Source organism: Actinokineospora sp. NPDC004072, from assembly GCF_053604195.1.
Genome location: NZ_JBSGHB010000017.1, coordinates 79,903 through 106,150, shown reverse-complemented (window position 1 = coordinate 106,150; position 26,248 = coordinate 79,903). Strand labels below are relative to the sequence as shown.

The following is a 26,248-nucleotide window of genomic DNA, read 5'->3' as shown; positions in this document are numbered from 1 at the left end:
GCGACCCCGGCACGGAACGGTGAATCACGGTCGTTAAGATCGCTTGATCGAGTGAACGTGAGGCACTGCGTCGACCGTCGGACAAGGCCGTGGGGCCGATCTGTCGGTCCCCTCATGTAACAACCGGAGGGGGTGCGCCGACGGACCGATGGCATGGAAGGCGGGGAACATGACCGACCGACGCGGCCGGAGCGGCACTGCCACGGGCTTCGCGCCGACTGGAGGTGAGCAGATTTCATGGCCGCAGGAAGACCTGGACCAGCACTGCCTCCTGTCGCTGGACGACCTGGTCGGGCCGGATACCGACGACGCGCCATTCGCGTGGGACTCCGAACTCGGATGGGGGCGCGTCGACACCGGCAGGGGAGTCATCAGGTTCTTCGATTCGCCGGTCACACCTGAGGTCGAGTTCCCGCTCCTCGGGCGGACGTGTCAGCCGGGCACGCTTTCGTCCCAGGAGCGCGTGTGGTGGTTCAACGGCCAGCGTTGGCTGGTGGGCCGGATCGATTCGCCGCAGGACGTCGCGGCGAGCGCCTACCACGTCCACTTCCCGAATGGGTACACGACCGTCGTCCCCTCGGCGGAACTGCGGGTCCGGTGGTCGAAGCCCATCTCCGACCCGATCGCGCTCCTGGTGGCGGGAACGGTCGAGACCCGGTACTTCCACCAGCGGCGCACCGCCCTGGTCAACCGCGTCAAGCAGCAGCGCAGCCACTCGCGCAACCTGGGCGGCCTGCTCTCGTCGGCGGTGGAGATCCACGACCACCAGATCGGCGCCGCGAGGCGGGTGCTGTCCGATCCCGTCCCGCGCTACCTGCTGGCCGATGAGGTCGGACTGGGCAAGACCATCGAAGCAGGCATGGTCCTGCGCCAACTCCTCCTGGACAGCCCTGGCGAAGCCCTGATCATCGTGCCGGACAAGATGATCGGGCAGTGGAAATCGGAACTGCGGCAGAAATTCCGCATCCAGCAGTTCCCGCGACGGGTCCGCATCGCGGGGCATTCGGTGGTCGACCGCATCAAGCCCGCGCCGAGGCTGCTGACGATCGTCGACGAGGCGCACCGGCTCACCGACGCCGTCAAGCACAGCGCCTCAGGCGAGCGGGACGAGCGCTACGCGGCCCTGTGCGCCATCGCCCACCAATCCAAAGCGCTCCTCCTGCTGAGCGCCACGCCGGTCCGCAGCAACGAAATCGGCTTCCTCGGGCTGCTCCACCTCCTCGACCCCGCCAACTACTCGCTCTCCGACATCGCCGCCTTCCGCAGGCGGGTGGAGATGCGCGACGAACTCGCCGAGGTGATGGCCGAACTCGACGGCGACGAGGACACCCCGGTGCGCTACCTCGTGGACCCCTTGGAGCAGATCGCCGACCTCCTGCCCGACGACCAGGTGGTGCGAGCCGCCGTCGACAGGGCGCTGACGGCGATCTCGGCCAACCAGGAGGACCGGGCCAGAGGTGAACTGGACCGCGTCAAGCTCCATGTCGCGGAGATGTACCGCCTGCACCGCAGGATGATCCGCAACCGGCGGTCCGCGGTGCTCAAGAAGTACTTCCCCGCCCGCGGGCGGACCCATGCGGAGGACTGGCGCATCACCGATCCCGACCCCCGGCGCGCCGAGTTGCTGGAGGTGTTCGAAGACCTGCGCCTCCAACTCGAACTGGCTGCCCACCCACGAGCGGGTCGGGTGCTCCAGGTGGTCCTCGGGCGCATCCTCGCCCCCATCCCCGCGCTCGAGGATCTCTCCGCGGCGTTGGCGGGAGCGACCCTGCACGACCTGTCGCCTGACGAGGAGGCGGCGGTCCACGAGCTGCGCACGGCGGGTTTGGCCGAGGAACTGGCGGCCAAGCTGGAGCGGTTGCTCGCCGCGGACGTCGCCGTCGACCGGTTCAAGGCCATGACCACCTGGGCGCGCAAGCACGTCGGACGGGGCAAGTTCGCCATCGCCTGCAGCCACCCGAACACGGCCGCGGCCGCCACCCGCCGGTTGGTCCACGAACTCGGCGCGCACCGGGTGTCCGCCCTCCTGGAGACCCAGGACGACGCCGAGCGGACCAAGCAGACCGCGGAGTTCGCCCGGAACCCGGAGAAGTCGTTCCTCGTCGTCGACCGCTCCGCGGAAGAGGGCACGAACCTGCAGTTCATCGTGGAGGTCCTCCACCTCGACCTGCCCACGACGACCTCGCGCATCGAGCAGCGCCTCGGCCGGTTCGACCGGTGGAGCGAGGAGAAGCACCCGGTCCGATCCGTGGTGTTCGCCGAGGCCGACCCCGACGTCGACCACCAACTGAGCGCCTGGACCAGGGTCCTCGACAACGTCTTCGGGGCCTTCACCTCCTCCACCTCGACGTTGCAGTACGTGCTGTCGGACGTGGAGGCGGAGTTCTTCGAGATGGCGCTCACCAGCACCCTGGCGGGCGCAGGCGAGCGGGTGTCGGCCCGCGCGGCGACCCTGGACCAGCACCGGCGGCGCATCGCGGGCCAGGACCTGCTCGACAGCATCGAGGACCGCGTCGAGGACGAGGAACTGGCCGACCGGTTGAGCGAGGTCGATGCGAAAGCGCCCGAGTTCGAGACCGCGATTCGCGAGTACCTGGGCGATGTCCTGCGGATCAAGGCGAGCTTCGACGACGACGGCCTGCTGCACTTCCGGGTGGACCGGAAGAACCCGCCGCTGCTGACCGACCGGGCGATCGGGCAGATCGCCGAACGGACCTTCGAGGCGAAGTACACCGCCGACCGGCTCACCGCCATCGAAGGGGCCGGGTTCCTCCGGTGGGGCGAGCCCCTGGTCGACGCCTTCGCCCGGCTCGCGGAGCAGGACGACCGGGGACGTGCCTTCGCGGTGGAGGTGCCGACTTCGGCAGGCGGCCCGGACACCCAGCCGCTGATCTTCTTCTGCTTCGACATCGCAGTCGGTCCGAACAGCCTGGCCGCCGGGGACACCGCCGAAAGCGCCGCCCACCGGCGCGCAGTCCACGCCAGGACCGCCGCCCTGCTCCCCAGCACCATCGAGCGGATCTGGTGGCAGCCGGGCCGCGGCCGCTGCGATCCGCGACTGGCCCAGAAGCTCGAACACACGGCGGGGACCAACCTGGGCAGCAGGCCCGAGCGGTTCCACGAGCTCACCGCCCCCTACGACTGGAAGCTCACCTGCGAGACGGCCTACGCCGACGCGCTCGCCGAGTTGCGCCGGATGCCCGGGATCGTGCGCAGGCTCGCCGACGCGCGGCGGCGCGCGGCGACCACCCGCGCGAGGGAGGACGCCATCCTCAGGGCTCGCTCGGCGGAACCGCCGGCGGGCAGTGCGGACCAGCAGGTGGCCGATGCCGTGGACCGGGCGTTGGCCGACCCGCTGTTCACACTGGAGAGCTGCGGAGCGGTCTTCATCACCCGGACGCCCGACCGATGACCGGAATCGCCCTCGCCGAACTCCTCGAGCACCATCCCCGCCTCGCCCGCAGGCTCTCCACCCCGGGCAGGCCCAGGGACGTCGAACTGCTCCCCTTGATCCGGTCCGCCCTGGTCGCACGCGGGTACGGCACCATCTCCGCCGACGCCGCGGAGCTGGCGGACATCCCGGACAGCCGATGGCGATCGCACGGCTTCGTCGAGGTCGGCGGCCGCGGCTGGAAGGCGGCTCCCTGGCTCCCCGCTTGGCTGGACCACCACGGCCGGGCGCCCGATGAGGCGAGCGCGCAGCGCAGGCCCCGGCGGCCGGACTGGCGGGTGCCCGCGGACACCTTCTACACGCGCGCAATTCGACGGGACCAGTACCTGAGCCCAGGCCAGAAGGCCGCGGTCCGCGCCGTCAGCGCGGCCCAGCCGGGAGATTCGGTCATCTGCGTCTTGCCGACCGGGTCCGGGAAGACCGACGCGGTGCTGACCCGGGCGATCGGCAACCGGCCCCGGCAGTCCTGCCTCATCGTGCCGACCGTCGCGTTGGCGTTGGACCTGGAGCGGCGCGTCCGCGAGCTCACCGCCGAGCCGACCCGGTTCGCCTACCACGGTGGCCTGCCTGCGGACACCAAGTCCGAGATCGCGGGCCGCGTGAAGGACGGGTCGCAGTGGCTGGTCATCTCCTCACCCGAGGCCGCCTGCGTCGGCCTGTCCGCTCCGCTCCTGGAGGCCGCGCGCAACGGGCGCCTCGACCTGCTGGCCATCGATGAAGCGCACATCATCGCCGAATGGGGAGACGACTTCCGCCCCGCCTTCCACCAGCTGGCCGGGCTGCGGCGGCACCTGGTGGACAAGTCGCCGGTCGACCGGCGACCGGTCACGGCGATGCTGACCGCCACCTTGGACGACTACGGGCTCGAGACCCTGCGCAGGCTCTTCCCCGGGGAACGCGACCTGCTGGTGTCGGCGCAGGTGACCCGGCCCGAACCCGCTTGGTGGATGCGCAAGTGCGAGTCGGAGGCGGAGAAGCGCGAGCGGTTCCTGGAGGTCTGCAGGCACCTCCCCCGGCCGCTCATCGTCTACACGACCCTGCACACCTCCAGCCGATCGACGACGGTCTCCGACGCGGTCTCGTGGCTGCGGGACGCGGGGATGCGCGCGGTCGAAGGCGTCACGGGCAGCGCCGATACCCAGCAGCGCAGCCGGGTGGTGCGAGGCATGGCCCTCGACGGCGACGCGAGCGAGGACATCGACATCGTCGTCGCGACCTCGGCCTTCGGCCTGGGGATCGACATCCCCGATGTCCGAGGGGTCATCCACCTGTGCGTCCCCGAATCGGTCGATCGGCTGTACCAGGAGGTGGGCCGGGGAGGCCGGGACGGAAACGCTTCCACCGCGGTTGCGTTGTGGACGGACGCCGACGTCGAAGTCGCTGACGACCTCTCCCGAGCGCGGCTGATCGGGCCGGAGAAGGCGTGGAAGCGCTGGCAGAGCATGCAGGTGAGCAGCAGCCGCGGAAGGATCACCACCGTCGACCTCACCGCGGGAACCGACGACGTGCGGTACCCGTGGAGCGACGGCAACCGGTATTGGAACCTGCAGACCTTGAGCGCGATGGACCGCGCCGGGATGATCAGGTTGCATTGGGCAGAACGCCCGGACATCCCGGCCGAGGCCACCGAGCAGGACGTCCAGGAGATCTTCGACAGGCACCGGAACTCGATGGCGGTCGAAGTCGTCGGCTACGACTTCGCCGAGGAGCCCGCCTTCCGGGAGAAGTTCGTCGCTGGCCGGAGATCGAGCACCGCCGCCAGCGCCGCGGCGCTCAACTCCGCCACGTCCATCCTCACCGCAGGCGATGACACATGCGTCAACACCCTGCTGGCCAAGCACTACAACCTGCGGACCGAGGACGGCGAGATCGCGGCCGTGCGCCAGTGCGGGGGATGCCCGGCCTGCCGCAAGCACGCCAAGAAGCCCCACACGGCCGGATGGGCCGTGAAGCCGATGTTCAGCGGGTTTCTCACGAGCCAGCCGAAAGCGGCGCTGCGCCACCTCGCGCCCACCGGCAAGCTCTGCGTCTGGACGGACGAACCCCAGCCGGACGCGGAACGGGAAGTGGTCAGGAGGCTGATCGCCCACGGCGTCGTCAGCCTGATCTCCCCCCGCGCGTGGTCCCCCGAGCCCAAAGCCGACCAACTGTGGTGGGCGGACCGCGCGGTGGACAGGCTGGACGACGAAGACGCCTTGCACGTCCCCACCCTGGTCCGGATCCAGGGTGACGACCTGGACCCGGCTCGCACCGCCCTGCTGCTCGACCGGCTGGCGCGCGGGCCGCTGACCGTCGTGCTGACGACTGCTGATCAGCCCAGTCCGTTCGACGATCGCGAACTGCTCCGCGAGGTGTGGGGCCCCGGATACCGCGTCGACCGACTGTTGCGGAGGTTGTAGTAGATGGCACTGCTCATGTCACCGGACATCCTGCCGGAGGCGATGCGGTTCCTCGTTCGAGCGCTGCTGGCGCTGAAGGGCCACGAGGCGGACCGGGACGAACTCCTCGCACTCGTCGCTCCACCGGGGCTTGCCGAGGCGATGAAGAACCTGGAAGCGGACATCGCCATCGAGGACGACGGCGGTAGGCCGGAGCAGCGGGGCGGCGCGTCGACCGGTGGCTTGATCATCGCGACGAACTCGCTCGACGGCCTGCGGACGCTCGGGGTCGTGGTGGACCTCGACGGAAAGCGGGTCAAGCTGGCCCGGGAGGCAGCGCAGCGCTGGGCGCGCCCGGAGGACGTGACAGCGCGTTCGTTCCGCAACTTCCTGCTGGACTGCTTCATCGCGTCGCTGCAACCCGAAGTGCCTGCAGGTAGGAGCGACGGTGTGATGGACTTGGCACGCACGCTGGAACTGCTGTACACAGCCGACAACCCCTTGACGCCCTTCGATCGGTTCGAGTCCGGGACGAAGGGCCGGGCGTTCCTGCCGTTCCAGGACGAGCGGTGCGGCCCGAAAGACCGCTGGCCCTTGGGGAACAAGGAACGTTGGCTTCCTTTCCGGCGCTGGGCCTCGTACTTGGGGCTGGTCAAGCTCGTCGCCGACAACGGCGTGGTGGCGGACGCCAGCGACGCGCTCGCCCACCGGCTGGCGCACTGCCCCAGCGGGACCTACGCCGCCGCCGAGTTCGTCGCCCGATGCGCCGCGGCGGTCCCCCTGCTCGACGGCGGCGTGCTGCAGACGCGCTTCGCGCCGGAGCGCTCGGGGTCGACCGAGGTGCTCTCCCCGGCGATGTCGATGACGCTGCGGCAGATGGAGGCGGACGGGACCGTCAAGTTCGACAAGCAAAGCGACACCGACGTCCGGGTGCTGCGCCTGCGCTCGGACCGCTCGGCCGACGTCCCCATCACCACGATCGAGTTCACCCAGGGCGCACGCGATGGAGGTGTCGCATGACCGGCAACCGCGTCTGCTGGTATCCCGACGTGATCGCGAACGCGACGCAGGTGGATGTCGGTGGCTTGGAGGTGGGCGACGTGGCGGCCGACGCCACCTTCGCCGCAATCCACCAACCGCTGCCGATCAAGCAGACCCGCGGTGTCGCAGGCGGCTCGGACTCGACCGCGCACGAACTCGACGTGCTGCGGGAGCTGACCAGGCCGATCCGGTCGAACGAGCCGCTCCTGCTCTTCATCACCGGGCAGAAGGGCACCGGCAAGAGCCATCTGGTCCGCTGGCTGCACTCGCGGATCGGCAGCCGACCGACCTGGAACGTCGTCTACATCGAGAAGCGCAACACCGATCTCCGCCGGGTCATCGAACGCATCCTCGACGGCATCGACACGCCCCGCTCCGCCCACCTGCGCGACGAGTTGGCGAAGGCGGGCACCGCCATCACCAGCGACGAGGAGGCCATGCACGCGCTCCTCTCCCGCTTGGACCACCTGGTGACCTTCGACCAGGCAACCGAGCTGAGGACCCTGCCGCAGGCCACCGCCGCTGAGATCGCCAACCTCCGCCAGGTCGCGCACCGACTGCTCGGCGACTTCACGTTCCGGGCCGTGCTCAGCGCGGAGAATGGGCCGATCCACCGGATGGTCCGGCTGGCCAGGGGCGCCTCCGGGGACACCGATGTGGACGAAGCAGACCTGCACCTCACCGAGGACGACTTCCGGGTGGACGTCGCGCTCTTCGAGGAGGCGGGACCCGGCATCATGCGGCTGGTCCGCAGGCTCGGCAACAGCCAGTTGCGCACCGAGATCGCGGCCCTGTGCAACAGCTACCTCGAACGGGCGAAGGCGGAGGTGTTCACCGGCCCCAGCACCGACCTGCTCGAGGTGTTCGAGGACGTGCGCCGTGAGATCGCCGCCCGCGGGCAGGAGCTCTGCCTCTTCGTCGAGGACCTCGTCCTCCTCCACGGCATCGACAAGCAGCTGGCGCAGGCGCTGACGATCCCGGCCAACTCCGAACTGTGCAAGCTCCGCGCGGTGATCGCGGTGACCGACGGTTACCTGACGTCGGTCGACACCTTCGCCGACCGCGGCCTGCACTTCAGCATCAATTTCGAGCTGCCTCAGATCGAGGCATCCGACCTGCGTGACATGGTGGGGCGGTACCTCAACGTCGGTCGGTTGTCCGTTGAAGAACTCGTCGCAGGGGCGCGCTCGGACGGCACCGAGCACCGAGTGCCCAACGCCTGCCTCCGTTGCCCGGATCGCCAACCGTGCCACGACACCTTTGGCAGCACATCCAATGGCCACGGGTTGTACCCGTTCAACGCCCCTGCTCTGGACCGCCTCATCCGGCTGGCCAACCCGCGTGACTTCCACCCGCGCAACATCCTCCGGCACGTCATCCGCGCCCCCTTGGAAGTTGCGCAGGAGGAGCTCCCCGAACGGGGCACCTTCCCATCCGACGCCTTCGCCAAGGTGTTGGACGGAAGGCGCATCAACGTCCCTGTCGAGGTGCGCAACGCGGTCCGCAAGCAGAACCATCAGCACGCCCCTGCGGAGCTGAGCGTACGAGCGTTCTACTCCGCCACCCCCCCGGAGCTCGATCCCGCGGCCCGGCGGGTCGCCGAGTACTTCGGCGTGACCGTGAGCGACCTCGAGGTCGACGGGGAAGCGACGCCCGAAGTCGCAACCGTCACGCCCGCATCCACTCCAGCCAAACCCGTCGAGGTGCGCGGCCCGAAGGCCGATGCGTTCGAGTTGTGGGCGTCCGGCGAAACCATGAACGCCGGGACAGCCCACCCCCTCCGCGTGTGGATCTGCGAGACCGTGGCGTCCTACATCAACGAGGGCCCGTACGGCGTAACGGTGCGGAAGAAGGGCGGCAAGTTCCCGACCTGGCGTATCGGCAGCCACCTGATGCGCACGACGGACGTGGTGATCGACAAGGCCCAAGGGAACTCGGCGATCACACCGAAGATCCCGTTCTCCATCGCCGTCACGGACGAGAACGCACTGATCCTGCGCGGCATCAACGCCGCGGCCGAAGGGCGTCCGCTGGACGTCGTCGACCAAGGCGCCTGGTACTTCGCCATCCGTAGCAAGATCTCCAGGTACGCGGATCGGATCGTCGAGGCGGGACGGGTGGCCGACACCGCAGACCTCACCAGGGCCGCGTCGTTGCTGACGATCTTCCGGAATGCCATGCCCACCCCGGGGGCCACCGTGCGGGAGGCGCTTCCCGCGCTGTTCGGCGAACCGCCCGTCGCGGGCGCCGCGCAGGCCGCCCAGTCCTTCCTGCGGGCGAGCGCGGGGGCGCGGGAACAGGCCCTCCTGACGATCCGCGACCACGCGACCGCGGCCAAGGGAACCGGCAGCCTTTCCATCTTCGACATCGGCCCGTTGCACAAGGCGATCCGAGCCACCCTCGCAACACGTTCCTTCACCGCGTACTCCGACTCGACCGCGGATGAGTCGCTGCGCAGCCTCCAGAGCAGGTTGGACCAGGCCGCGACCAGGGTCTGGACCGAGATCGGACGGTTGATGGCGCGGATCGATGGCCTCATCGATCCGGATGAGGATCTGCCGACGGCCATGAAGTCCGTCGGGCAACTGCTCGAGCAGTGCAGAGCGGCAGGGCGGTTGCCGAGTCGCGACTCCTACGAACGATACGAATCGTTGGCGGTTAAGATCACTCCCTCGGTGGTGGCGCTGTACCGGAAGCTGCGCGCCACCATCCACAGGTCGGCAGGCAGAGGGGAACTCTGGGACGTGATCGCGGATCCGACGCCGGACCTGCAGCCCCTCCTCGCGTATGCCGAAGAGGCGGACAGGTTGCTCAGCGGCTTGGAATCGGCAACCGCGGCGCATGGCCACCAGGCGGAGGCCGCCGATGTCGACGGGTTGGTGACCGAGTTCCGCGGGCTCGCCGACGCCTTGGACCAGATCGTCACCAGGGAGGGCTGAGCGTGCCGACCGCCAGATCACTCAACGCACGTGCCGACGCGCTCCGGAACCGCTTGGCCCAACTCGCCGAGCAGCAAGCCGACGCTCAGGTGCGCAGCGACGTCGAGCGGTCCAAGATGAGGGCGCGAACGGCGCGCGAGGCGCTGATCGCCGCCGTGGGCGTCAAGCAAGCCCTCCTCGATCGAGGAATCAGCCTGGCTCCTCTTCCGGAAGCTGAGGTGAGCAAGGTCGCCGCTGCCAAGCGGAACCTCCGAACCGTCGCCACGGGCGTCGTCGGGCAGAACTCGAAGGACATCTCCCGGCGGATCAGTTCCAAACCGGCAGACGAGGCACTATCGACCGCCGAGAGCACGGCTGCCCGGATCTCCCGGCAACTGGCTGCCGCGGTTGACCAGAAGCGGGTGGAACTGCTGCCGGAGGGGATCGAGGCGACGATCGCGTCGTACCCCGGGGTGAGCGAGTCGCTGGTCGTCGGGTTGAAGTCGGTGCAGCGGAGGCTGACCCGGAAGGTCGTGCCGAACGAGATCGCCAGCCTGCCCGCCCAGTACGACGAAATCCTCGCCGACGTCGAACGGTGGCGGCGGGACCACCCGCGACTGGCCGAGGAACTGGCGAACCACCACCCCGAGATCAGGGAGTTCATCCGGCGCGCGGCCAGCGAGGCCGGGGCGCCCTGGGACCTGATCACCCCTCGGGTGCAGCAGTGGCTCGCGAATCCGGAAAACTCCTCCAGCTTGAAGGTTGTCATCCGACCGTGACTGATAGCACCCGCACCGCTGCCCTGCACGCGCTCGACCTGATCGAGGAGCACGAGGCCAAGCGGCTGGCATGGGGCCTGCTCGACGAATCCTGGTCCGAGGACGAACTCCTCGACTTCCTCCGGCAGCGCTGGGATGGGGACGTCGAGGCGTGCGTGGAGCACCTCAAGGCAGAACGGCTGCTCGTCGAGTTGCCGCGCGAGTGGCCCAACCGGTACCGCACCAGGATGTCGGAGACGGTGCGGCTCTTCAGCCGCCTCCGCCAACTCTTCCCGAACCGCCCCTGGCAGACCGGCAGCCGCCTGGTGTCGGACCTCCGCTTCCTCCGGAGGCCGCGGACCTTCTCCGTCCGCGACATCCCGGCTGCGGACTGCGTCGACCGGCTCAGCGCGATGGCGGTTCCCGCCCCGGTCATCCAGGAGGTCGATCGGCTGCTGTCCGGGCGGAAGCTGTCCCGGTTCCAACTCGACGCCACTGCCGCCGTCGTCGCGGCCAGCCAGTCCGGACGGGATCGCGGGGTGGTCGTCAGCGCGGGGACGGGCAGCGGCAAGACCCTCGCCTTCTACCTCCCCGCGCTCGCCCAACTCTCGGCGGCGGGCGCCGGGGCTCCCCCGGTCGTGGCGATCTACCCGCGGAACGAACTGCTGAAGGACCAGTTCACCACAGCGATCACCGAGATCCGCGCCCTGCGCGCCGCGGGCGGCCGCGCGCTCAAGGTCGGGGCCTACTTCGGTCCGACGCCGTTCAACGCCGCGGGCGACCCCGACCGCCGGTCCGGCTGGCGGTTCTCGAACCGGCGCTGGATCTGCCCGTTCCTGAAGTGCCCATCGCCGGACGTGGTCGAGGACGGCGCCACCTGCGGTGGTTCCCTCGCCTGGATCCGCCCCCGCGACTTCGCCACGGACAAGTGGGGCGAACTGCAGTGCGTCCGGTGCCGTGACAAGGTCACCGCCGACGAACTGGTGCTGACCCGCGTCGGCATGCAGAAGCAGCCGCCCGACATCCTGTTCACCACGACCGAGATGCTGAACCAGCAGATGAGCGACGGCTGGTCGCGGCACGTGTTCGGCGTGGGGAACGCCAGCCGGGCCCCGGGCCTGGTGCTGCTGGATGAGATCCACACCTACGCGGGCACGAGCGGGGCTCAGGTGGCCTATCTGCTGCGCCGCTGGCGGCACCTGATCGGGCGGCCGGTCACCTGGGTGGGCCTGAGCGCGACCTTGGCCAATGCGAAGACCTTCTTCGCCGACCTCTGCGGGCTCCCGGCCGACGCGGTGGCCGACATCCGCCCGGCTGCGGAGGATCTGCGGCCGCAGGGCAGCGAGTACCAGCTGCTGCTGCGCGGTGATCCGGCATCGCAGTCAGCCCTGCTGTCCACGACCATCCAGAGCCTCATGCTCCTCCGGCGGGTGCTGGAGGAGAAGGGCGCCGACCTGCGCAAGCCCTACGGGACGAAGGTCTTCGCCTTCCTCGAGAACCTCGACCTGGTCAACCGGCTCTACCGCCAACTCCTCAGCGCTGAGGGCCGCGACCCCTTCGGCGACATCGATCCCAAGCTCACCGCCCTGGCCAACCTCCGCAGAGCCGACAAAGTCGAGGAACTCCTTCCCCCCATCACCGACCACAAGGAGTGGGACCGGGACGGGCAGCACTGGTGGCTCGTCGAACGGCTCGGATTCGACGCCCGCTCCCTCGACGTCTCCCGGACCTCCTCGCAGGACAGCGGGGTCGACGCCGACGCCGACATCGTGGTCGCCACCTCCTCGCTCGAGGTCGGGTACGACGACCCGAAGGTCGGCGCGGTCCTGCAGCACAAGGCACCGCGGGATGTCGCGCAGTTCTTGCAACGACGTGGTCGGGCAGGCCGGTTGCAGAGCCAACGACCGTGGACCGTGGTCGTGCTGTCCGACTACGGCCGGGACCGGGTGGCCTTCCAGTCCTACGAAACGATCCTCGACCCGTCCGTTCCGGCGAAGAGCCTGCCGCTCGGCAATCAAGCGGTGCGCAAGATGCAGGCCGCGATGTGCTTGATCGAGTGGCTTTCGGTCGAGTTGCTGGGCGCAACCGGAAGCGGGCGCTGGAGCCCCCGGCAGGTAATGGCCAAGCCGGGCGGCCGGGGAGAGGCCCAGGCGTGCCTCGACCTGCTCAGGGAGGTGCTCGACGGCGGACCAGCCCAAGCGCGGCTGATCGCGTTCGTCCGGACGAGTTTGGGCCTGGACGCCGATGAGATCGACTCGGTGTGCTGGGAGCATCCCCGTTCGCTCCTCCTCGAGGTCGTCCCCACCGCTTATCGGCGGTTGCGCAGCGAGTGGGCGACGGTGCCCGCCAACGCTGTCGTGCGGAAGACCGACGTCGTCGCGCGGCAACCGCTTCCCGAGTACATCCCGCCGACGCTCTTCAGCGATCTCGAACTGCCCGAGGTCGAAGTCGACCCACCGGAGGACTACGACCCGGCGGCGGAGACCTCGATCCCGGTGGGGATGGGGATCAACGAGCTGACCCCGGGCAAGGTCACCCTCCGCTGGGCGGTGCGCAAGGTGCGGGGGCTCTGGGTCGAGGTGCCGCAATCCGGGGTCGTGGACCTCGACGAGGGCCTCGCACCCGGCGGGGAGATCGTCGCCCACGTGTCCTCGCCCAGCGGTCCCATCCCCGTCGTCCGCCCTGTTCGCATCAAGCCGAGCGTGCCGCCGCCGGAGATCCGACCGACCTCGAACGGGCGGCTTCGCTGGCGTTATCTGGTGGAAGCGGGAGCGAAGGGAACGCCCGTCGCCCGGCCGCGGAACAGCCCGCTCGGCGACCTGGTCAACGACGTCCAGGCGTTCCTCAACGTCGATCGCGGCCCGCTGCGCACCTGGCGCTACGCGCTGGACGGGGTGGCGGAGATCGTCACCCGGACCGGGCGCGACCGCCGGGCGTACACGTTCCAGCGCAACGGCGAGCCTGCGGCTGTCGGGTTCGCCAACACGGTCGACGCCCTCGTCGTCACGGTCACCATGCCGCAGTCCATCGAGGAGTTCGACCTGAAGGTCGACCCGCACCGCCTCCGCCAACTGCGGACCGACCGGTTCGCGGCTTTGGCCAAGGAGGGCATCGAGGCGGCGGGGTTCAACCCGTTCACCGCGGGGTGGGCCACCGAGGTGGTCATCTCGATCGCCACGGCGGCGGTGCTGCGCGGCGAACGACCCGCGCAGCTCGTCGGGTTGCCGCCGATGCGGTGGCACGAACTCGCCGAGGAGGTGATCGACGGCGTCCTGCTCGCCACGACGTACACGGACGTGGAGGAGGCCCCGCTGCGGGACCTGGTGCTCGCCGCGCTCGAGGACCCCGCGGTCATCCAGGTCGTCGAGAAGGCCATCCCGGCGCTCAACCAGGATCCCGACGAGACCTGGTTGCCGTGGCTGCGCTCCCGCTTCCTGCAGACCGTCGCCGCTGCCTGGCAGGCAGCCGCCCAGCAGGTGTGCCTGGACTTCAACCTCGACACCGACGCCCTGGTCGACGCGATCTACGAGGAAGGCCCGTACAGCCGGATCGTGCTCTCCGACGCGGTGCCCGGCGGCGGCGGCCTGGTCGAGGCGCTGACCCGCCGGATCTCCGACGACCCCCGCCGGTTCGACGCGCTGGTCGCCGCCGCGGTGGACCCGACCGACACCGAGGAGGTCGATCCGTCGCTGCGCCGGGTGCTCGACCTGCTGGCCGAGGACTCCGACGTCAGGGCCGCCGCCGCGCAGTTCCGCGGCGAAACCGGCGACCGCCTCGCCGAATGGCAGGCGCTGGTCAACCGCATCGTCGAGAAGGGGGTCGCCCGCAGCCACGTCAACCTCTCCGCGCTCTCGACCCGGATCTTCCGGCCGGGTTCGAGCACCGAGAGCGACGAACTGCTGCGGTCGCTGCTGCGGCGGTGGGACGAGATCGACGCGGCGGCGGGATTCGCTGTGGACTACCGGGCGGTGTGCGCCTTCCTCGCCGTTGACGACGACATCGTCGCCCGTCTGCGCAGCATCGCGCCTGCTTCGACCGACGATGGCGGGACCCGCGCCCAATCCGTCCTGCTCAGCCTCCTGTGGACCCGCGCCACGGCACGTCGGGCGGAGACCCTGCGCGCGAGCAACAGGTTCGCCTACAACAGCCCTCCTACGGAGCGGACGCTGCTGCGAGACATCCTCCCGGAGGGCCCCCGCGGTGTGGACATCGATACCGATGACTGGCGGGAAACCCTGGTCGTCGTGCTGCGCACGTGGGGCAGCGCGCGGATCTTCAGCTCCTCGGGGCGGCAGGCGGAGTTGGCCCGCTGCCTGCGCGACCTCATGATCACCCCGTTGGAGATCGACTGGCTGCAGGTCTACCCCCACGTCGACGGGGTCGTCCGGGAGAACGGCCGCTACTCCATCGCACTGACCCTTCACGAGGCGCCGCAATGACGACGAGGCTCATCCACCGTTCGGCCGCATCACCCGCCCGGGACATCGCGGAGTGCTTGGAGGGCCTGTTCCTCTCCGAGTTGCTCGACCCGGGCACCCGGTTGTTCGTCGTGTCGCCCTGGATGTCGGACTTCCCGGCCATCGACAACCGGCAGGGCTCCTACGTCGCGCTGGTGCCGGACTGGCCGCCGGGAATGATCAACTTCTCGGCGGTCCTCCGCGCGCTCCTGGTGCGCGGGGTCGTGGTCCGGCTGGCGTGCGGGCCGGGAGAGCGCGAGAGCGAACTGGTGACTCGGATCGAACGCGGCGCCGACCTCGACGGGACATCGGCCAACCTCTCGGTGCACCGGCTCCCCCGGGACCACCGGCTCTTCAGCCATGAGAAAGCACTCGTCGCCGACACCTGGGCGGTTTACGGTTCGATGAACCTGACCTACAGCGGCGTCTCGATGAACGGGGAGCTGATCACCGTGACGTCCGACAGCGCCTCCGTCGCCAAGGTGGCGACCGAACTCGTGAGCTTGTTCGAATGACCGAGCACGACCGCGCAGAGGCGTGGGACACCTTCCTGGCTTCGTTCTTCTCCACGCCCAACGAATGCCGGCTGGACGGCACAGGCGAGACCGCGGAGGTGGTCGCGCTGGCGCAGCGCTCGTGGCTGCGGGAACCCCCGGCGCCGTTCTTCCTGCCGATGAAGGCGCAGGGCTGGACGTACTGGTACGCGCTCTGCCCGGACAAGGACCAGCGCATCTGGGTCCGCGACCTGATCCGCGCCCACGTCGGCTCCTGGATCCGGTTCGACGGCCAACCGCTCCCCGGCGATTCCACGACGGCCGTGGACGGGCCGGTGCTCGACCTGCTCGGCCCGCGCGGCTGCGCGTACCGGTTCTTCAGCGCCAGAAGCGCCTCGGCGGAGGTGAACGAGGGCATCCAGCGGCTGACCCGCATGCTGGCGGCCCGCCCGCACCGCAAGGTGCGCTTGACCCCTCCCCTGGGCGCCGTCGTCGGGGACTTCTGGGACGCCTGCGCATCCGGCGCGGAGGACCTCGCCCGGGAGGGGATCGAGCAACTCGAGCAGGACCACCGGCTATCCCGGGCGAACCGCCTGTTCCTCCGCCTGCAGTTCCACGCGGCGTTCGAGCAGTGGGATGAGCTGGAGCGCCTGGAGCAACTGCCCGACCTGGTCCGCTTGGACCGCCCGGTGCTGGCCTCCGACGCGCTGGCCCGCCTCGCGATGGCGCGGCTGCCCGCCACGGCCGACGTGGCGGCGTTCACCGGTCTGATGGGCCGGTTCGGCAGCCTCGTCCCGTCGGTCACGGCGATCAGGTCCGCAGCGGGGGCCCAGTACTACGCCTACTGGTCGTTGGCTTCCGGAGCCCCGGTCAACGACCTCGTCACCCGGTTGCTCGACGCGGGCTGGTTGGAGCACGCCCGGGACCGGGAGGGGTTGCGATCCCTCCTCGTCGTCGACCCCCACCGGCCCCGCTCCGAGGACGTCGAGGCCGACCCCGCCGCGCTGCGCGCCGCCGTCGCCGAGCGGCGGTTCGACGCGGCGGTCGACATGCTCGCCGCAATGGCGCCTGCCGCCGACCTGGTGCCGGACCTGGTCAACCTGCTGGTGGAGACGTTCCACCCCCAGGTCATCGACCTGTTCAAGCAGTGGAAGCAGGCGCTCGGCGAACTGCCGGTCGAGGGGGCGTTGGCCGATCGGGTCGTCGGTGACAAGCGGATCATCGAGGAGAGCGCCGACGGCTTCGGCGAGGCCGTCGCGCACGCCTTCTCGCTGTCCACGGCACGGGAACGGGCACACGCCCTCGACACCGTCCGCTCGCAGATCATCCCCCGCTTGATGCGCCCGGGCGCGTTGCTGGATGCGATCGGTCCGGTGCGGGCGACCAGCCAGGACCTCAGCGACGACTCCGTGTCCGAACTCGTCGACCTCCTGCTGGACATCGAGCGGGACCTCTTCAGCGCGGCGCAGGACATACCTGGCATCCAGGAGTTGCGTCTGCTCACCGTCGACGTGTGGGCCGCCGGGGACCAGTCCGGCGACCGCCGTCGTGCCACCCGACTGCTGGACGCCGTGGCCCGCGCGCTCGACTGTGGGATGTCGCCGAAGGCGTACGGCGACCTGGTCGACGCGCTCGACGCCGGTTGGTCGCCGTTCCTCACCGACGCCGACCTGCCGATGTGCCTGGAAACCATCGAGGTGCTCGCGGCGAGCAAGCCGGACACCGACACCGGCCTGCGGGCCTTCGCCGCTCGCACCCTCAGCCGCATCGGCCACCACAACGCCCGGCGCATCGACTCGGCATGGCTCGACACGGCGATCGCCCTGGCCGATGAGTTCGGCCTCGACCTCACCGGCATCGCCGCAGACCGCGACGGGGCCCAGGGCGGGGCGGCGACCCTGCGACTGCCCCAGGGCACGTTCGTCGCCATCTACTCGCGGATGGAGCCGGCCGCTCGACGAGCGGCGTCGATCCTCGCGCAGCGATACGGGAGCATCCGCATCGATACCTTCGCAACCAAGGTGGCGACGGACCCCCTCCGGTCCGCCGCGAAGAACGCAGACCTGGTGGTCATCGCCGACAAGGCCGCCGCCCACGCGGCCACCGACGCCGTGAAGGCGGCCAGGGCGGGCAAGCCGCTGGTCTACGCGCGCGGCAAGGGCACCGCATCCCTGCTCCAGGCGGTCAACTCAGGACTGGAGGCGCTCTACTCCGGTTGATGCGCCCTCGGCTGGTCAGTGGCCCGTAGCGCCGTCGATGCGCTCGCGGATGAGGTCGGCGTGGCCGTTGTGGCGGGCGTACTCGGCGAGCATGTGGACCATGATGCGGCGCAGGGAGATCGGCTGGTCGGTGCGCCAAGAGCGGCCGGTGGCGTCGAAGTCGGCGGCGGCGGCGATCTCGCGGGAGCGTGCGCACTCGGCCTCCCAGACGGCCAGGGCGGCGAAGGGGTCGCCGTCGAGGCGGTCGAAGTCCATGTCCGGGTCGTCGTCGGCGTAGTAGAGGTGGTCGACGTCCTCGCCTGCGAACTGCATGCGGAACCACCAGCGCTCGGTGCCCGCCAGGTGGCGGATCAGGCCGTGCAGGGACATCGACGAGGGCTCGACCGAGCGCAGGGACAGCTGCTCGGCCGTCAGGCCCGCGCACTTGTGGCGGAAGGTTTCGCGGTGCCAGTCCAGGAAGGACGTCAGCATCGTGCGCTCGTCGGCGACCAAGGGGCGCTCGGTGCGCTCGACGTCGAGGTCCGGGGAGAAGAACTGCGGGGTGTCGGCCATGTCGCTCATGCTGCCCCAGCCCACCGACACGTACTCTCTACCGGTATGCGCAGGCGGGACGCTGAGGCGACCAGGGCCGCCCTGCTGGCTGCGGCCGCCGGGCTGTTCACCGAGCGCGGGTTCGACCGCACCTCGGTGCGGGAGGTCGCCGCCGCGGTGGGCGTCGACCAGGCGCTGGTCTTCCGGTACTTCGGCACCAAGGAGGACCTGCTCGCCGCCGTGCTGACCGCCCCGGGGCGCGCGCTGACCGCCGAGGGCGACGACCTGCTCGGCACCGTCCTGCGCGAGGTCTTCGCCAACGGCGACCAGACCGCCAACCTCCTGCTGATGGCCCTCAGCGGACCGCAGCGCGGCAAGGTCGCCGAGGCGCTGGAGACCGAGGTCGCCCAGCCCTACCGCGCGGCGTTCGCGGGTCCGGACGCCGACGCCGACGCCCTGCTGCGCGCCGACCTGGTGCTGGCCTGGCTGCTCGGCATCGCGCTGCTGCGCCAGGTGCGCCCGGACGGCCCGGTGGGCTCGGCCGACCGCGACCGGGCCAGGGAGCTCGTCGCCCGCGCCGCCCGCGGCCTGCTCACCGACACCGAGACCCGCCAGGGCTGACCAGCGGGCCGCCCACACCCCCGATGAGGTGACGCTGCGCGGTCATCCGTTGACCGTGCGCGCGCGGGTCAGTAGCTTCGGTCAGCGGGTGCTGACTACGAGGGGGACGCATGGAACCGCAGGCCTACCCGTTCAACCAGGACGAAGGTCTGGAGCTGGACCCGGCCTACCGCACGCTCCGCGAGACCCCCGGCATGATCCGGGTGCGCCTGCCCTACGGCGAGCCCGCGTGGCTGGCCACCCGCTACGAGGACGCCCGGATGGTGCTCGGCGACCGGCGCTTCAGCCGCGCGATGGGCGCCACCCGGGACGAGCCGCGCCCGCACGAGGGGCGGCGGCCGACCGGCATCCTGGGGATGGACCCGCCCGACCACACCCGGCTGCGCAAGCTGGTCGCCACGGCGTTCACCGTGCGGCGGGTGGAGGCGCTGCGGCCGCGGGTCCGGGAGATCACCGCGGGCCTGGTCGACGCGATGGTCGAGGCCGGGCCGCCGGTCGACCTGGTGGAGGCCTTCGCGCTGCCGCTGCCCGTGCAGGTCATCTGCGAGATGCTGGGCGTGCCCGTCGAGGACCGCGACCGGTTCCGGGTGTGGAGCGACGCGGCCCTGTCGACCAGCTCGCTCACCGCCGAGGAGTTCCTCGACAACTTCGTGCAGATGAGCGAGTACATGGCGGACCTGGTCGCCCTGCGCACCGCCGAGCCGAAGGACGACCTGATCAGCGCGCTCATCGCCGCGCGCGAGCAGGACGTGGAGCGGCTCAGCGCCGATGAGCTGGTGCAGCTGTGCAACGGCATCCTCATCGCGGGCCACGAGACCACCGCCACGCAGATCCCCAACTTCGTGCACGTCCTGCTGGCCCACGACCGCTGGGCCGAGCTCGGCGAGCACCCCGACCGCATCCCCGGCGCGGTGGAGGAGCTGCTGCGCTACATCCCGCTCGGTGTCGGCGGCGCGTTCCCCCGCTACGCCACCGAGGACGTCGAGGTGGGCGGCCAGCTGGTGCGCGCGGGCGAGCCGGTGCTGGTCGCGGTCGGATCGGCCAACCGGGACCAGACCCGCTTCGCCGACCCCGAGACGCTCCACTTCGACCGGCCGCAGAACTCGCACATGGGGTTCGGCCACGGCGCCCACCACTGCCTCGGCGCGCCGCTGGCCCGGCTGGAGCTGCAGGAGGCCATGCGCGAGCTGACCGCGCGGCTGCCCGGCCTGCACGTGGTCGGCGAGCCGCGGTGGAAGACCGCCATGCTCGTGCGCGGCCCCCGCTCCATGGTCGTGAGCTGGTAATTCTAGTCGCCCCGCACCGGGCTGGCGGGTACCCTCGCGCCCGGTGAGGGGGTGCCAGATCGGATCTAGCGGACCGTCTCGCGCCTTCCTGACGAGCAAGCACGACAGGGAGGACCGAGGTGACGACAGCGATCGAGACTTCGGGTCTGGTCAAGGTGTTCGGGGAGAAGCGCGCCCTCGACGGACTGGACCTGGCGGTGCCCGCGGGCACCGTGTACGGGGTGCTCGGCCCCAACGGCGCGGGGAAGACGACCGCGGTGAAGGTGCTGGCCACGCTGCTGCGGCCGGACGCGGGTGAGGCCAGGGTCTTCGGCCGCGACGTCATCCGCGACGCCGACGCCGTGCGCGGCCGGGTCAGCCTGACCGGGCAGTACGCCTCGGTCGACGAGGACCTGACCGGCGCGGAGAACCTCTTCCTGCTGGGCAGGCTGCTCGGCCACCGCAAGCCGCAGGCGCGCGAGCGCGGCGCGGCGCTGCTGGCCGCGTTCGGGCTGACCGAGGCCGCCGACCGCCAGGTCAAGACCTACTCCGGCGGCATGCGGCGGCGCCTGGACATCGCCGCGAGCATCCTCAACACCCCGGACCTGCTGTTCCTGGACGAGCCGACGACGGGCCTGGACCCGCGCAGCCGCAACCAGGTGTGGGACATCGTGCGGGCCATCGTCAACCAGGGCACGACCGTCCTGCTGACCACGCAGTACCTCGACGAGGCCGACCAGCTGGCCTCGCGGATCGCCGTGATCGACCACGGCCGGGTCATCGCCGAGGGGACCAAGGGCGAGCTGAAGGCGTCCGTCGGCGCGGGCGCGGTGCACCTGCGGCTGCGCGAGGCCGCCCAGCGGCCGCAGGCGCAGGAGGTGCTCTCCCGCGTGCTGGGCGCCCCGGTGACGCTGGAGGCGGACCCGGTCGCGCTGTCGGCGCGGCTGTCCAGCGAGGTGAGCGAGGAGGGCGCCGCCGACCGCGCTGGCGCGCTGCTCGGCGAGCTGGCCAGGGCAGGGGTGCATGTGGACACCTTCTCCCTCGGCCAGCCCACCCTCGACGAGGTCTTCCTCGCCCTCACCGACCGCCCGGCGAACCAGGAGGTTCCGGCATGACCACCACCACCGAGACCCCCGAGGTCCTGACCGCGCCGCGCACCGAGGAGCTGGCCGCGCTGCTGGTCTCCGACGGCGAGCGGCCGCCGCGGCCGACGGCGTGGGCGGCGGCGACGGCCTTCGGCTGGCGGGCCGTGCGCAAGATCAAGCACGTGCCCGAGCAGCTGTTCGACGTGACCGCGTTCCCGATCATCATGACCCTGATGTTCACCTACCTCTTCGGCGGCGCGCTCGCCGGATCGGTGACGGAGTACCTGCAGTTCCTGCTGCCGGGCATCCTGGTGATGAGCGTCGTGATGATCACCATGTACACCGGCGTCGCGGTCAACACCGACATCGCCAAGGGCGTGTTCGACCGGTTCCGGACGCTGCCGATCTGGCGGCCCGCGCCGATGGTCGGCTACCTGCTCGGCGACCTGCTGCGCTACGTGATCGCCTCGGTGGTGATCATCACCGTCGGCCTGATCCTGGGCTTCCGGCCCGGCGGCGGCGCGCTCGGCGTGCTCGCGGGCGTGGGGCTGCTGATCGTGTTCTCCTTCGCGTTCTCCTGGATCTGGACGATGTTCGGCCTGATCATGCGCACGGAGAAGGCGGTCATGGGCGTCAGCATGCTGGTGCTGTTCCCGCTGACGTTCCTGTCCAATGTGTTCGTCTCGCCGACGACGATGCCCGGCTGGCTCCAGGCCGCGGTCGAGGTCAACCCGATCACCAAGCTGGTCGCCGCGGTGCGGTCGATGATGGCCGGTGACTGGGACATGGGCGCGATCACCTGGGTGCTGATCGCCTCCGCGGCGATGACGGTGGTGTTCGGCTGGCTGACCATGCGGCGGTACAACCGGCTCTGACCGCGCCCGGGGCGGTGCCGTCCACATGCGACGGCACCGTCCCCTCAGGTCAGCCGCCAGGACAGGCCGCCGTCGTAGCGGCACGCGGTGCCGGTGGTCACCGCCTCGCGCAGGTGCGCGGCCAGCGGCGGGTGGCGCTCGTCGAGCTTGCGGAGCGTGTCGCGGATGCGGGCGGTGACGGCCTTGCGGGCGCGCTCGGCCTCGTCGCCGAGCCTGCGGGTGCGGCCGGACAGGCCCGCCGCCCGGCGCAGGTGCTCCAGCAGGGCGGCGCGCTCGCGGTCCAGCGCGGCGGCGCGGGCGTCGTCGCCGCGGGCGGTGTGGCTGTCGATCTCGGCGTCGAGGCGGTCGAGGCGGCGGCGGAACTCGGCCTTGGCGCGCTCGTCGAGCACGTCGTCGGCGCCCGCGGTCGCCACGGCGGCCTTCACCGGGGCGCCGAGCAGGTCGGCCGCCGGGATGTCGGTGCCCGGGTTGGCCAGCAGGGTGTGCAGGTCGCGCAGGCCCTTGGCGTCGGGGACGTGGACCTCGATCCCGGCGTAGGCCAGCGACCACACCGGACCCTCGCGGCGGAACTTCGCGGTGTCGGCGCGCTCGGCCGCGTGCTGGGTCATGCCCAGCCGGGCGGCGTCGGCGGCGACCTGGGCGACCAGCGCCGCCGGGTCGTCGCCGCGGCCCACGTGCGCCTTGACCAGCCAGGCCCGGGCGTCGACGGCCCACGGGCGGGCGTCGAGCAGCTCGGCGGACTCGGCCGCGGCGGTGAGGTGGCCGACGGCGTCGTCCCACTTGCGCTCGCCGATGTCGAGCACGCCCAGCCAGAGGTCGACCGGCCCGCAGACGGCGAAGCCGTAGAGCCCGACCAGCCAGCCGCCGGAGTGGTCGGCCAGCTCCTTGCGGGCCTGCTTGATCAGCTCGGTGTCGCGGGCGAGGGCGGCGGTGTGGGCGAGCAGGCGCAGCCACAGCGGCAGCAGGTGGTCGACGAAGGTGTCGGCGGCGCGGGCGGCGTTGGCCCGGATGTAGCGCAGGGCGGCCTCGGTGCGGCCCTGCTCGGCGTCGGTGATGGCGCGCAGCAGCTCCGGGTGGTCGAAGTCGTCCATCGGCTCGGCGAGCACGGCCGGGATCTCGGCGAAGCGGCCCTGGCGCAGCAGCCACAGCCAGCGCATGAACGCGATCATCTGGTAGCAGCCGGTGGCTTCCTGGCCTGCGAAGCTGTCGAGCAGCGCGCCCGCCTTGGCGAAGCGGCCCGCGAGGGTGTCGATGATGATCGTGTCGATGCGCGCGGAGACCTCGTTGCGCGGGGAGAGGTTGGTCAGGGCGATGGTCTCGCGGAACTGGTCGAGGTAGGCGGGATCGCCCAGCTCCAGCAGCGCGACCCAGCGCATGGACGCGGCGAACCACTCGGTGTCCTGGTCCTGGGCGGCCGCGGCCAGCTCGGCCAGCTCCCCGGTCAGCCGCACCCGCTCCGCCGCCGAGCCCAGGGTGAGCGCGATGTCGTGCTGGGCCCACAGGGTCGCGGCGAGGGACTCGTCGTCCGCGCCCCTCCTGGCCTGGGCGGCCGCCTGCAGGACCAGCTCGCTGAACACGGCGTCGAGCGGGCTGGTCGTGTCGGCCTCGGCGCGGCCGGTCAGCCTGCGGTGGGCCTCGCGGACGACCTCGTCGGTCAGCCGGGAGGTCGCGGGCGGGCCGTAGCGGCGCAGGGTGACCGCGACGCGGATCAGCGGGCGGGCCGAGTCCAGGCCGCGGGCGATCTCGGCGGCCTCGCGCAGGTGCACCCAGGCCCGCTCGCGCTCGTTGCCGTGGGTCAGCGACTCGCTGAGCTGCACCAGCAGGAACACCCGGCGCTCCGGCCCGGCCAGGGCGACGGCCTTGCGCAGGTGGCCGACGGACTCGTCGATGGCCATCCGGCTGGTGGCGTCGCGGGCGGCGGCGACGAGCAGGTCGATCGCGCGCTCGGCGGGGTAGTCGGGGACGCCCGCGTGGGCGTGGCGGGCGCGGTCGGCGGGGAAGACGGAGGCGGCCAGCACCGGGTTGTCGTCCAGGGCCCGCGCGACGGCGGCGTGGGCGGCGCGGCGGTCCTGGTCGTCTTCCAGCGTCTCGCGGACCAGGTCGTGGACGAAGCCGTAGCGGCCGGGGCCGATCGGGGTGATCAGGCGGGCGGCGATGGCGCGGTTGAGCACGCGGCCCACGTCGGTGCGGCCGGTGGCGGCGGCGAGCAGGGCGGCGTCGAACTCCCGGCCGAGCACGGCGGCCCAGGCCAGCAGGCGGTGGGTGTCGGCGGGCAGGGCGTCGAGCCTGCGCCGGACCGCCTCGCGCACCCCCGGCGGCACCGCGCCGGTCCGCGCGCCGTGCCAGAGCCGGGCGATCTGCTCGACGAAGAAGGGGTTGCCGCCGGTGCGCCGGTGGACCTCGGCGACGAGCCCGGGGTCGGGCCGGTCAACACCGGTGAGGGCGATGAGGTCGCCGACCTCGTCGACGGTCAGCCCGGTGAGGGTGAGCGTGGTGGCCTTGGACAGCACCAGCGAGTCCAGCGGGTGCCCGGTCCCGGCGATGTCGACGTCGCGGTAGGTCCCGACGAGCAGCAGCCGCTCGAACCAGGCGTGCTGCGCGGCGAATGCCAGCAGCCGCACGGACGCGGCGTCGGCCCAGTGCAGGTCGTCCAGCACGACCACGACCGGGCGCGTCTGGGAGACGGCGACCAGCGCGCTGGTCACGGCGTCGAACAGCGGGAACTCCCCGCTGGACTCGGCGGGCCGCTCCCCCAGCAGCACCGGCAGCGCGTCCCCGGCCGCCTCCTCCGCCCGCGCCCACTCCCCCTCCGCCGCCCCCCGCCGCAACGCCCGCACGACCTGCACCCACGGCCACAGCCCCGGCACGCTGTCGGAATCCCAGCACGACCCGGAGAGCACCAGCGCCCCCTGCCTGCGCGCCTCATCCGCCGCCGTCGTGACCAGCGTCGTCTTGCCGATCCCCGCCTCCCCGGTGACGAGCACCAGCCCCCCATGACTGTCGCGGACACGACCAATCTCCCCACGCAGCACACCTGCGGGATGGTCGCGCCCGATAAACGCGGAGTTCACCCCGTCGAGAGTAGAGCGATGCACCGACAAGACGCACGTGAGTCCGTGGAGACGCTTGGAGGTGACCAGCTCGGGGCAAGAGTCGACAGGCTGCGTCGTCGACCGGTGGCTACAGCTGGTGACCAGCTAGAGCTGCGACGTCGCCTCGCCAGGTCCACCGGTCGCCCAGTCGTAGACGGCCCGCAGCGCCGAGATCAACTCGTCCCTGCTGTCGATCTGCCGATGCTCGGCCCGCATGAGGTCTGACCGGACATCCGCGAAATCCAGCTCGGCTTGCCCGTCCTCCCAGACGATCACCTGCGCGAGATACCTCCCGCGTTCCAGCATCCACCACATCGCGATCAAATCACGGTCAGGCGGAGACTCGTTGACAGTGGAGATGAATCCGTCATCGCCTAGAGCGCGCATGTGGTCGGCAATCCACACCTTGGCTTCACTCAACAAGTCGGGCCCGGTCAGCACGGGGCCGCACCTCCTCCTCGTAGTCGCTGTCCCGCGCCAGGCTGTCGGGCGACGCAGCAGGGCCAGCACGACGTCCAGCTGCGGCGTCACCTCAGCTTCGCAAGCAACTCCGATGCGGCCCGTACAGCGGCGGCGGGGTCTTGCGTGACCAGGATGGGGTCTTCGTGGCCCTGGTAGACGTAGGGGGCGAAGTCCCAGACCAGGTACTCCCCATGCCAGGCCGTGATGCCCAACGGGGCCAGGTGCTTGGCGCGTTGCACGTGCCATGCCCTGGCGCAGAGGCCGAAGGTGAAGTGCGCGAAGTACGGGTGCCACCGCCGCAGGACGCTGTCCTCCCGCGCGAGGCGGACGAGATCCACCATCAGCGTCGTCGGGACGCCTCGGCCATCATGCTGGTACGGGGCGCCTTCTGCCGCTCCGTCCCAGTCCGCGCGGAGGCGGTCGCCCTGGTCGTTCACGAGTGGTCCGCCCGTCCGCTTGGTCTGGCTCGTGTTGCCCGCTCCGCGCACCGGTCTGCGGCCACGATCCGGATGCGGCCCGGGGGAAGCCATTCGCAGCGTGGGGGCGGCGGGAGGGCGTGCCGGGATCTTCCCCTGCGCCGGGTGGGCGCGGCAAGACCTGG

Annotated in this window: 16 protein-coding genes; 12 read left to right on the top strand and 4 right to left on the bottom strand. The window is 71.0% G+C overall.

Annotated features, from left to right (window positions below; translation table 11 throughout):
• Positions 1 to 148: 148 nt before the first annotated feature.
• The 8 genes from dpdE to dpdD are packed head-to-tail and all read left to right on the top strand — an operon-like array spanning position 149 to position 17,716.
• Positions 149 to 3,412, top strand: coding sequence for a protein DpdE (gene dpdE / locus ACWEPX_RS24740; protein WP_451899615.1), 3,264 nt, complete (start codon positions 149 to 151; stop codon positions 3,410 to 3,412).
• On the top strand, positions 3,409 to 5,850 hold the full coding sequence (gene dpdF / locus ACWEPX_RS24735) for a protein DpdF (protein ID WP_451899614.1): 2,442 nt from the start codon (positions 3,409 to 3,411) through the stop codon (positions 5,848 to 5,850). The genes dpdE and dpdF overlap by 4 nt, the downstream gene beginning before the upstream one ends.
• A gap of 3 nt (positions 5,851 to 5,853) precedes the next feature.
• Positions 5,854 to 6,849: a hypothetical protein gene (locus ACWEPX_RS24730; protein WP_451899613.1), complete on the top strand. Its 996-nt coding sequence runs from the start codon at positions 5,854 to 5,856 to the stop codon at positions 6,847 to 6,849.
• Positions 6,846 to 9,809 carry an AAA family ATPase gene (locus tag ACWEPX_RS24725; RefSeq protein ID WP_451899612.1) on the top strand — a complete coding sequence of 988 codons (2,964 nt, stop codon included), beginning with the start codon at positions 6,846 to 6,848 and terminating at the stop codon, positions 9,807 to 9,809. The genes ACWEPX_RS24730 and ACWEPX_RS24725 overlap by 4 nt, the downstream gene beginning before the upstream one ends.
• A gap of 2 nt (positions 9,810 to 9,811) precedes the next feature.
• The gene (locus ACWEPX_RS24720) at positions 9,812 to 10,567 is read left to right on the top strand and encodes a hypothetical protein (protein WP_451899611.1); all 756 of its coding nucleotides are present in this window, start codon (positions 9,812 to 9,814) and stop codon (positions 10,565 to 10,567) included.
• A complete protein-coding gene (dpdJ, locus tag ACWEPX_RS24715; RefSeq protein WP_451899610.1) occupies positions 10,564 to 14,985 on the top strand; it encodes a protein DpdJ in 4,422 nt (1,473 codons plus the stop codon). The genes ACWEPX_RS24720 and dpdJ overlap by 4 nt, the downstream gene beginning before the upstream one ends.
• Positions 14,982 to 15,518 (top strand): phospholipase D-like domain-containing protein DpdK, encoded by a 537-nt coding sequence (gene dpdK, locus ACWEPX_RS24710; protein WP_451899609.1) that lies wholly within the window; start codon positions 14,982 to 14,984, stop codon positions 15,516 to 15,518. Before dpdJ ends, dpdK begins: the two co-directional genes overlap by 4 nt.
• Positions 15,515 to 17,716 carry a protein DpdD gene (dpdD, locus tag ACWEPX_RS24705; RefSeq protein ID WP_451899608.1) on the top strand — a complete coding sequence of 734 codons (2,202 nt, stop codon included), beginning with the start codon at positions 15,515 to 15,517 and terminating at the stop codon, positions 17,714 to 17,716. Before dpdK ends, dpdD begins: the two co-directional genes overlap by 4 nt.
• A gap of 15 nt (positions 17,717 to 17,731) precedes the next feature.
• Here the strand turns inward: dpdD and ACWEPX_RS24700 are convergent, their stop codons facing one another.
• On the bottom strand, positions 17,732 to 18,268 hold the full coding sequence (locus ACWEPX_RS24700) for a DinB family protein (RefSeq protein WP_451899661.1): 537 nt from the start codon (positions 18,266 to 18,268) through the stop codon (positions 17,732 to 17,734).
• A gap of 45 nt (positions 18,269 to 18,313) precedes the next feature.
• On the opposite strand from ACWEPX_RS24700, the gene ACWEPX_RS24695 reads away from it, so the two are divergent.
• The 4 genes from ACWEPX_RS24695 to ACWEPX_RS24680 all read left to right on the top strand — a co-directional run bounded on the left by ACWEPX_RS24695 (position 18,314) and on the right by ACWEPX_RS24680 (position 22,093).
• The gene (locus tag ACWEPX_RS24695) at positions 18,314 to 18,868 is read left to right on the top strand and encodes a TetR family transcriptional regulator (RefSeq protein WP_451899607.1); all 555 of its coding nucleotides are present in this window, start codon (positions 18,314 to 18,316) and stop codon (positions 18,866 to 18,868) included.
• A gap of 110 nt (positions 18,869 to 18,978) precedes the next feature.
• Positions 18,979 to 20,154, top strand: coding sequence for a cytochrome P450 (locus tag ACWEPX_RS24690; protein WP_451899606.1), 1,176 nt, complete (start codon positions 18,979 to 18,981; stop codon positions 20,152 to 20,154).
• A 119-nt stretch (positions 20,155 to 20,273) separates the two neighbouring features.
• Positions 20,274 to 21,248 (top strand): ATP-binding cassette domain-containing protein, encoded by a 975-nt coding sequence (locus tag ACWEPX_RS24685; protein WP_451899605.1) that lies wholly within the window; start codon positions 20,274 to 20,276, stop codon positions 21,246 to 21,248.
• Positions 21,245 to 22,093: an ABC transporter permease gene (locus ACWEPX_RS24680; RefSeq protein ID WP_451899604.1), complete on the top strand. Its 849-nt coding sequence runs from the start codon at positions 21,245 to 21,247 to the stop codon at positions 22,091 to 22,093. The genes ACWEPX_RS24685 and ACWEPX_RS24680 overlap by 4 nt, the downstream gene beginning before the upstream one ends.
• A 44-nt stretch (positions 22,094 to 22,137) precedes the next feature.
• Here ACWEPX_RS24680 and ACWEPX_RS24675 read toward each other — a convergent pair whose 3' ends face one another.
• From ACWEPX_RS24675 to ACWEPX_RS24665, 3 genes are all read right to left on the bottom strand, one after another.
• Positions 22,138 to 25,164 (bottom strand): ATP-binding protein, encoded by a 3,027-nt coding sequence (locus ACWEPX_RS24675; protein ID WP_451899603.1) that lies wholly within the window; start codon positions 25,162 to 25,164, stop codon positions 22,138 to 22,140.
• 126 nt (positions 25,165 to 25,290) lie between these two features.
• Positions 25,291 to 25,626 carry an immunity protein TriTu family protein gene (locus ACWEPX_RS24670; RefSeq protein ID WP_451899602.1) on the bottom strand — a complete coding sequence of 112 codons (336 nt, stop codon included), beginning with the start codon at positions 25,624 to 25,626 and terminating at the stop codon, positions 25,291 to 25,293.
• Between the two features lie 86 nt (positions 25,627 to 25,712).
• Positions 25,713 to 26,084, bottom strand: coding sequence for a hypothetical protein (locus ACWEPX_RS24665; protein ID WP_451899601.1), 372 nt, complete (start codon positions 26,082 to 26,084; stop codon positions 25,713 to 25,715).
• Positions 26,085 to 26,248: the final 164 nt, after the last annotated feature.

Coding starts and splice junctions, on each gene's coding strand:
- ACWEPX_RS24725 (WP_451899612.1), top strand. CDS start 6,846: ATGACCGGCAACCGCGTCTGCTGGTATCCCGACGTGATCGCGAACGCG.
- dpdF (WP_451899614.1), top strand. CDS start 3,409: ATGACCGGAATCGCCCTCGCCGAACTCCTCGAGCACCATCCCCGCCTC.
- ACWEPX_RS24690 (WP_451899606.1), top strand. CDS start 18,979: ATGGAACCGCAGGCCTACCCGTTCAACCAGGACGAAGGTCTGGAGCTG.
- dpdE (WP_451899615.1), top strand. CDS start 149: ATGGCATGGAAGGCGGGGAACATGACCGACCGACGCGGCCGGAGCGGC.
- dpdK (WP_451899609.1), top strand. CDS start 14,982: ATGACGACGAGGCTCATCCACCGTTCGGCCGCATCACCCGCCCGGGAC.
- ACWEPX_RS24695 (WP_451899607.1), top strand. CDS start 18,314: ATGCGCAGGCGGGACGCTGAGGCGACCAGGGCCGCCCTGCTGGCTGCG.
- ACWEPX_RS24680 (WP_451899604.1), top strand. CDS start 21,245: ATGACCACCACCACCGAGACCCCCGAGGTCCTGACCGCGCCGCGCACC.
- dpdD (WP_451899608.1), top strand. CDS start 15,515: ATGACCGAGCACGACCGCGCAGAGGCGTGGGACACCTTCCTGGCTTCG.
- ACWEPX_RS24730 (WP_451899613.1), top strand. CDS start 5,854: ATGGCACTGCTCATGTCACCGGACATCCTGCCGGAGGCGATGCGGTTC.
- ACWEPX_RS24700 (WP_451899661.1), bottom strand. CDS start 18,268: ATGGCCGACACCCCGCAGTTCTTCTCCCCGGACCTCGACGTCGAGCGC.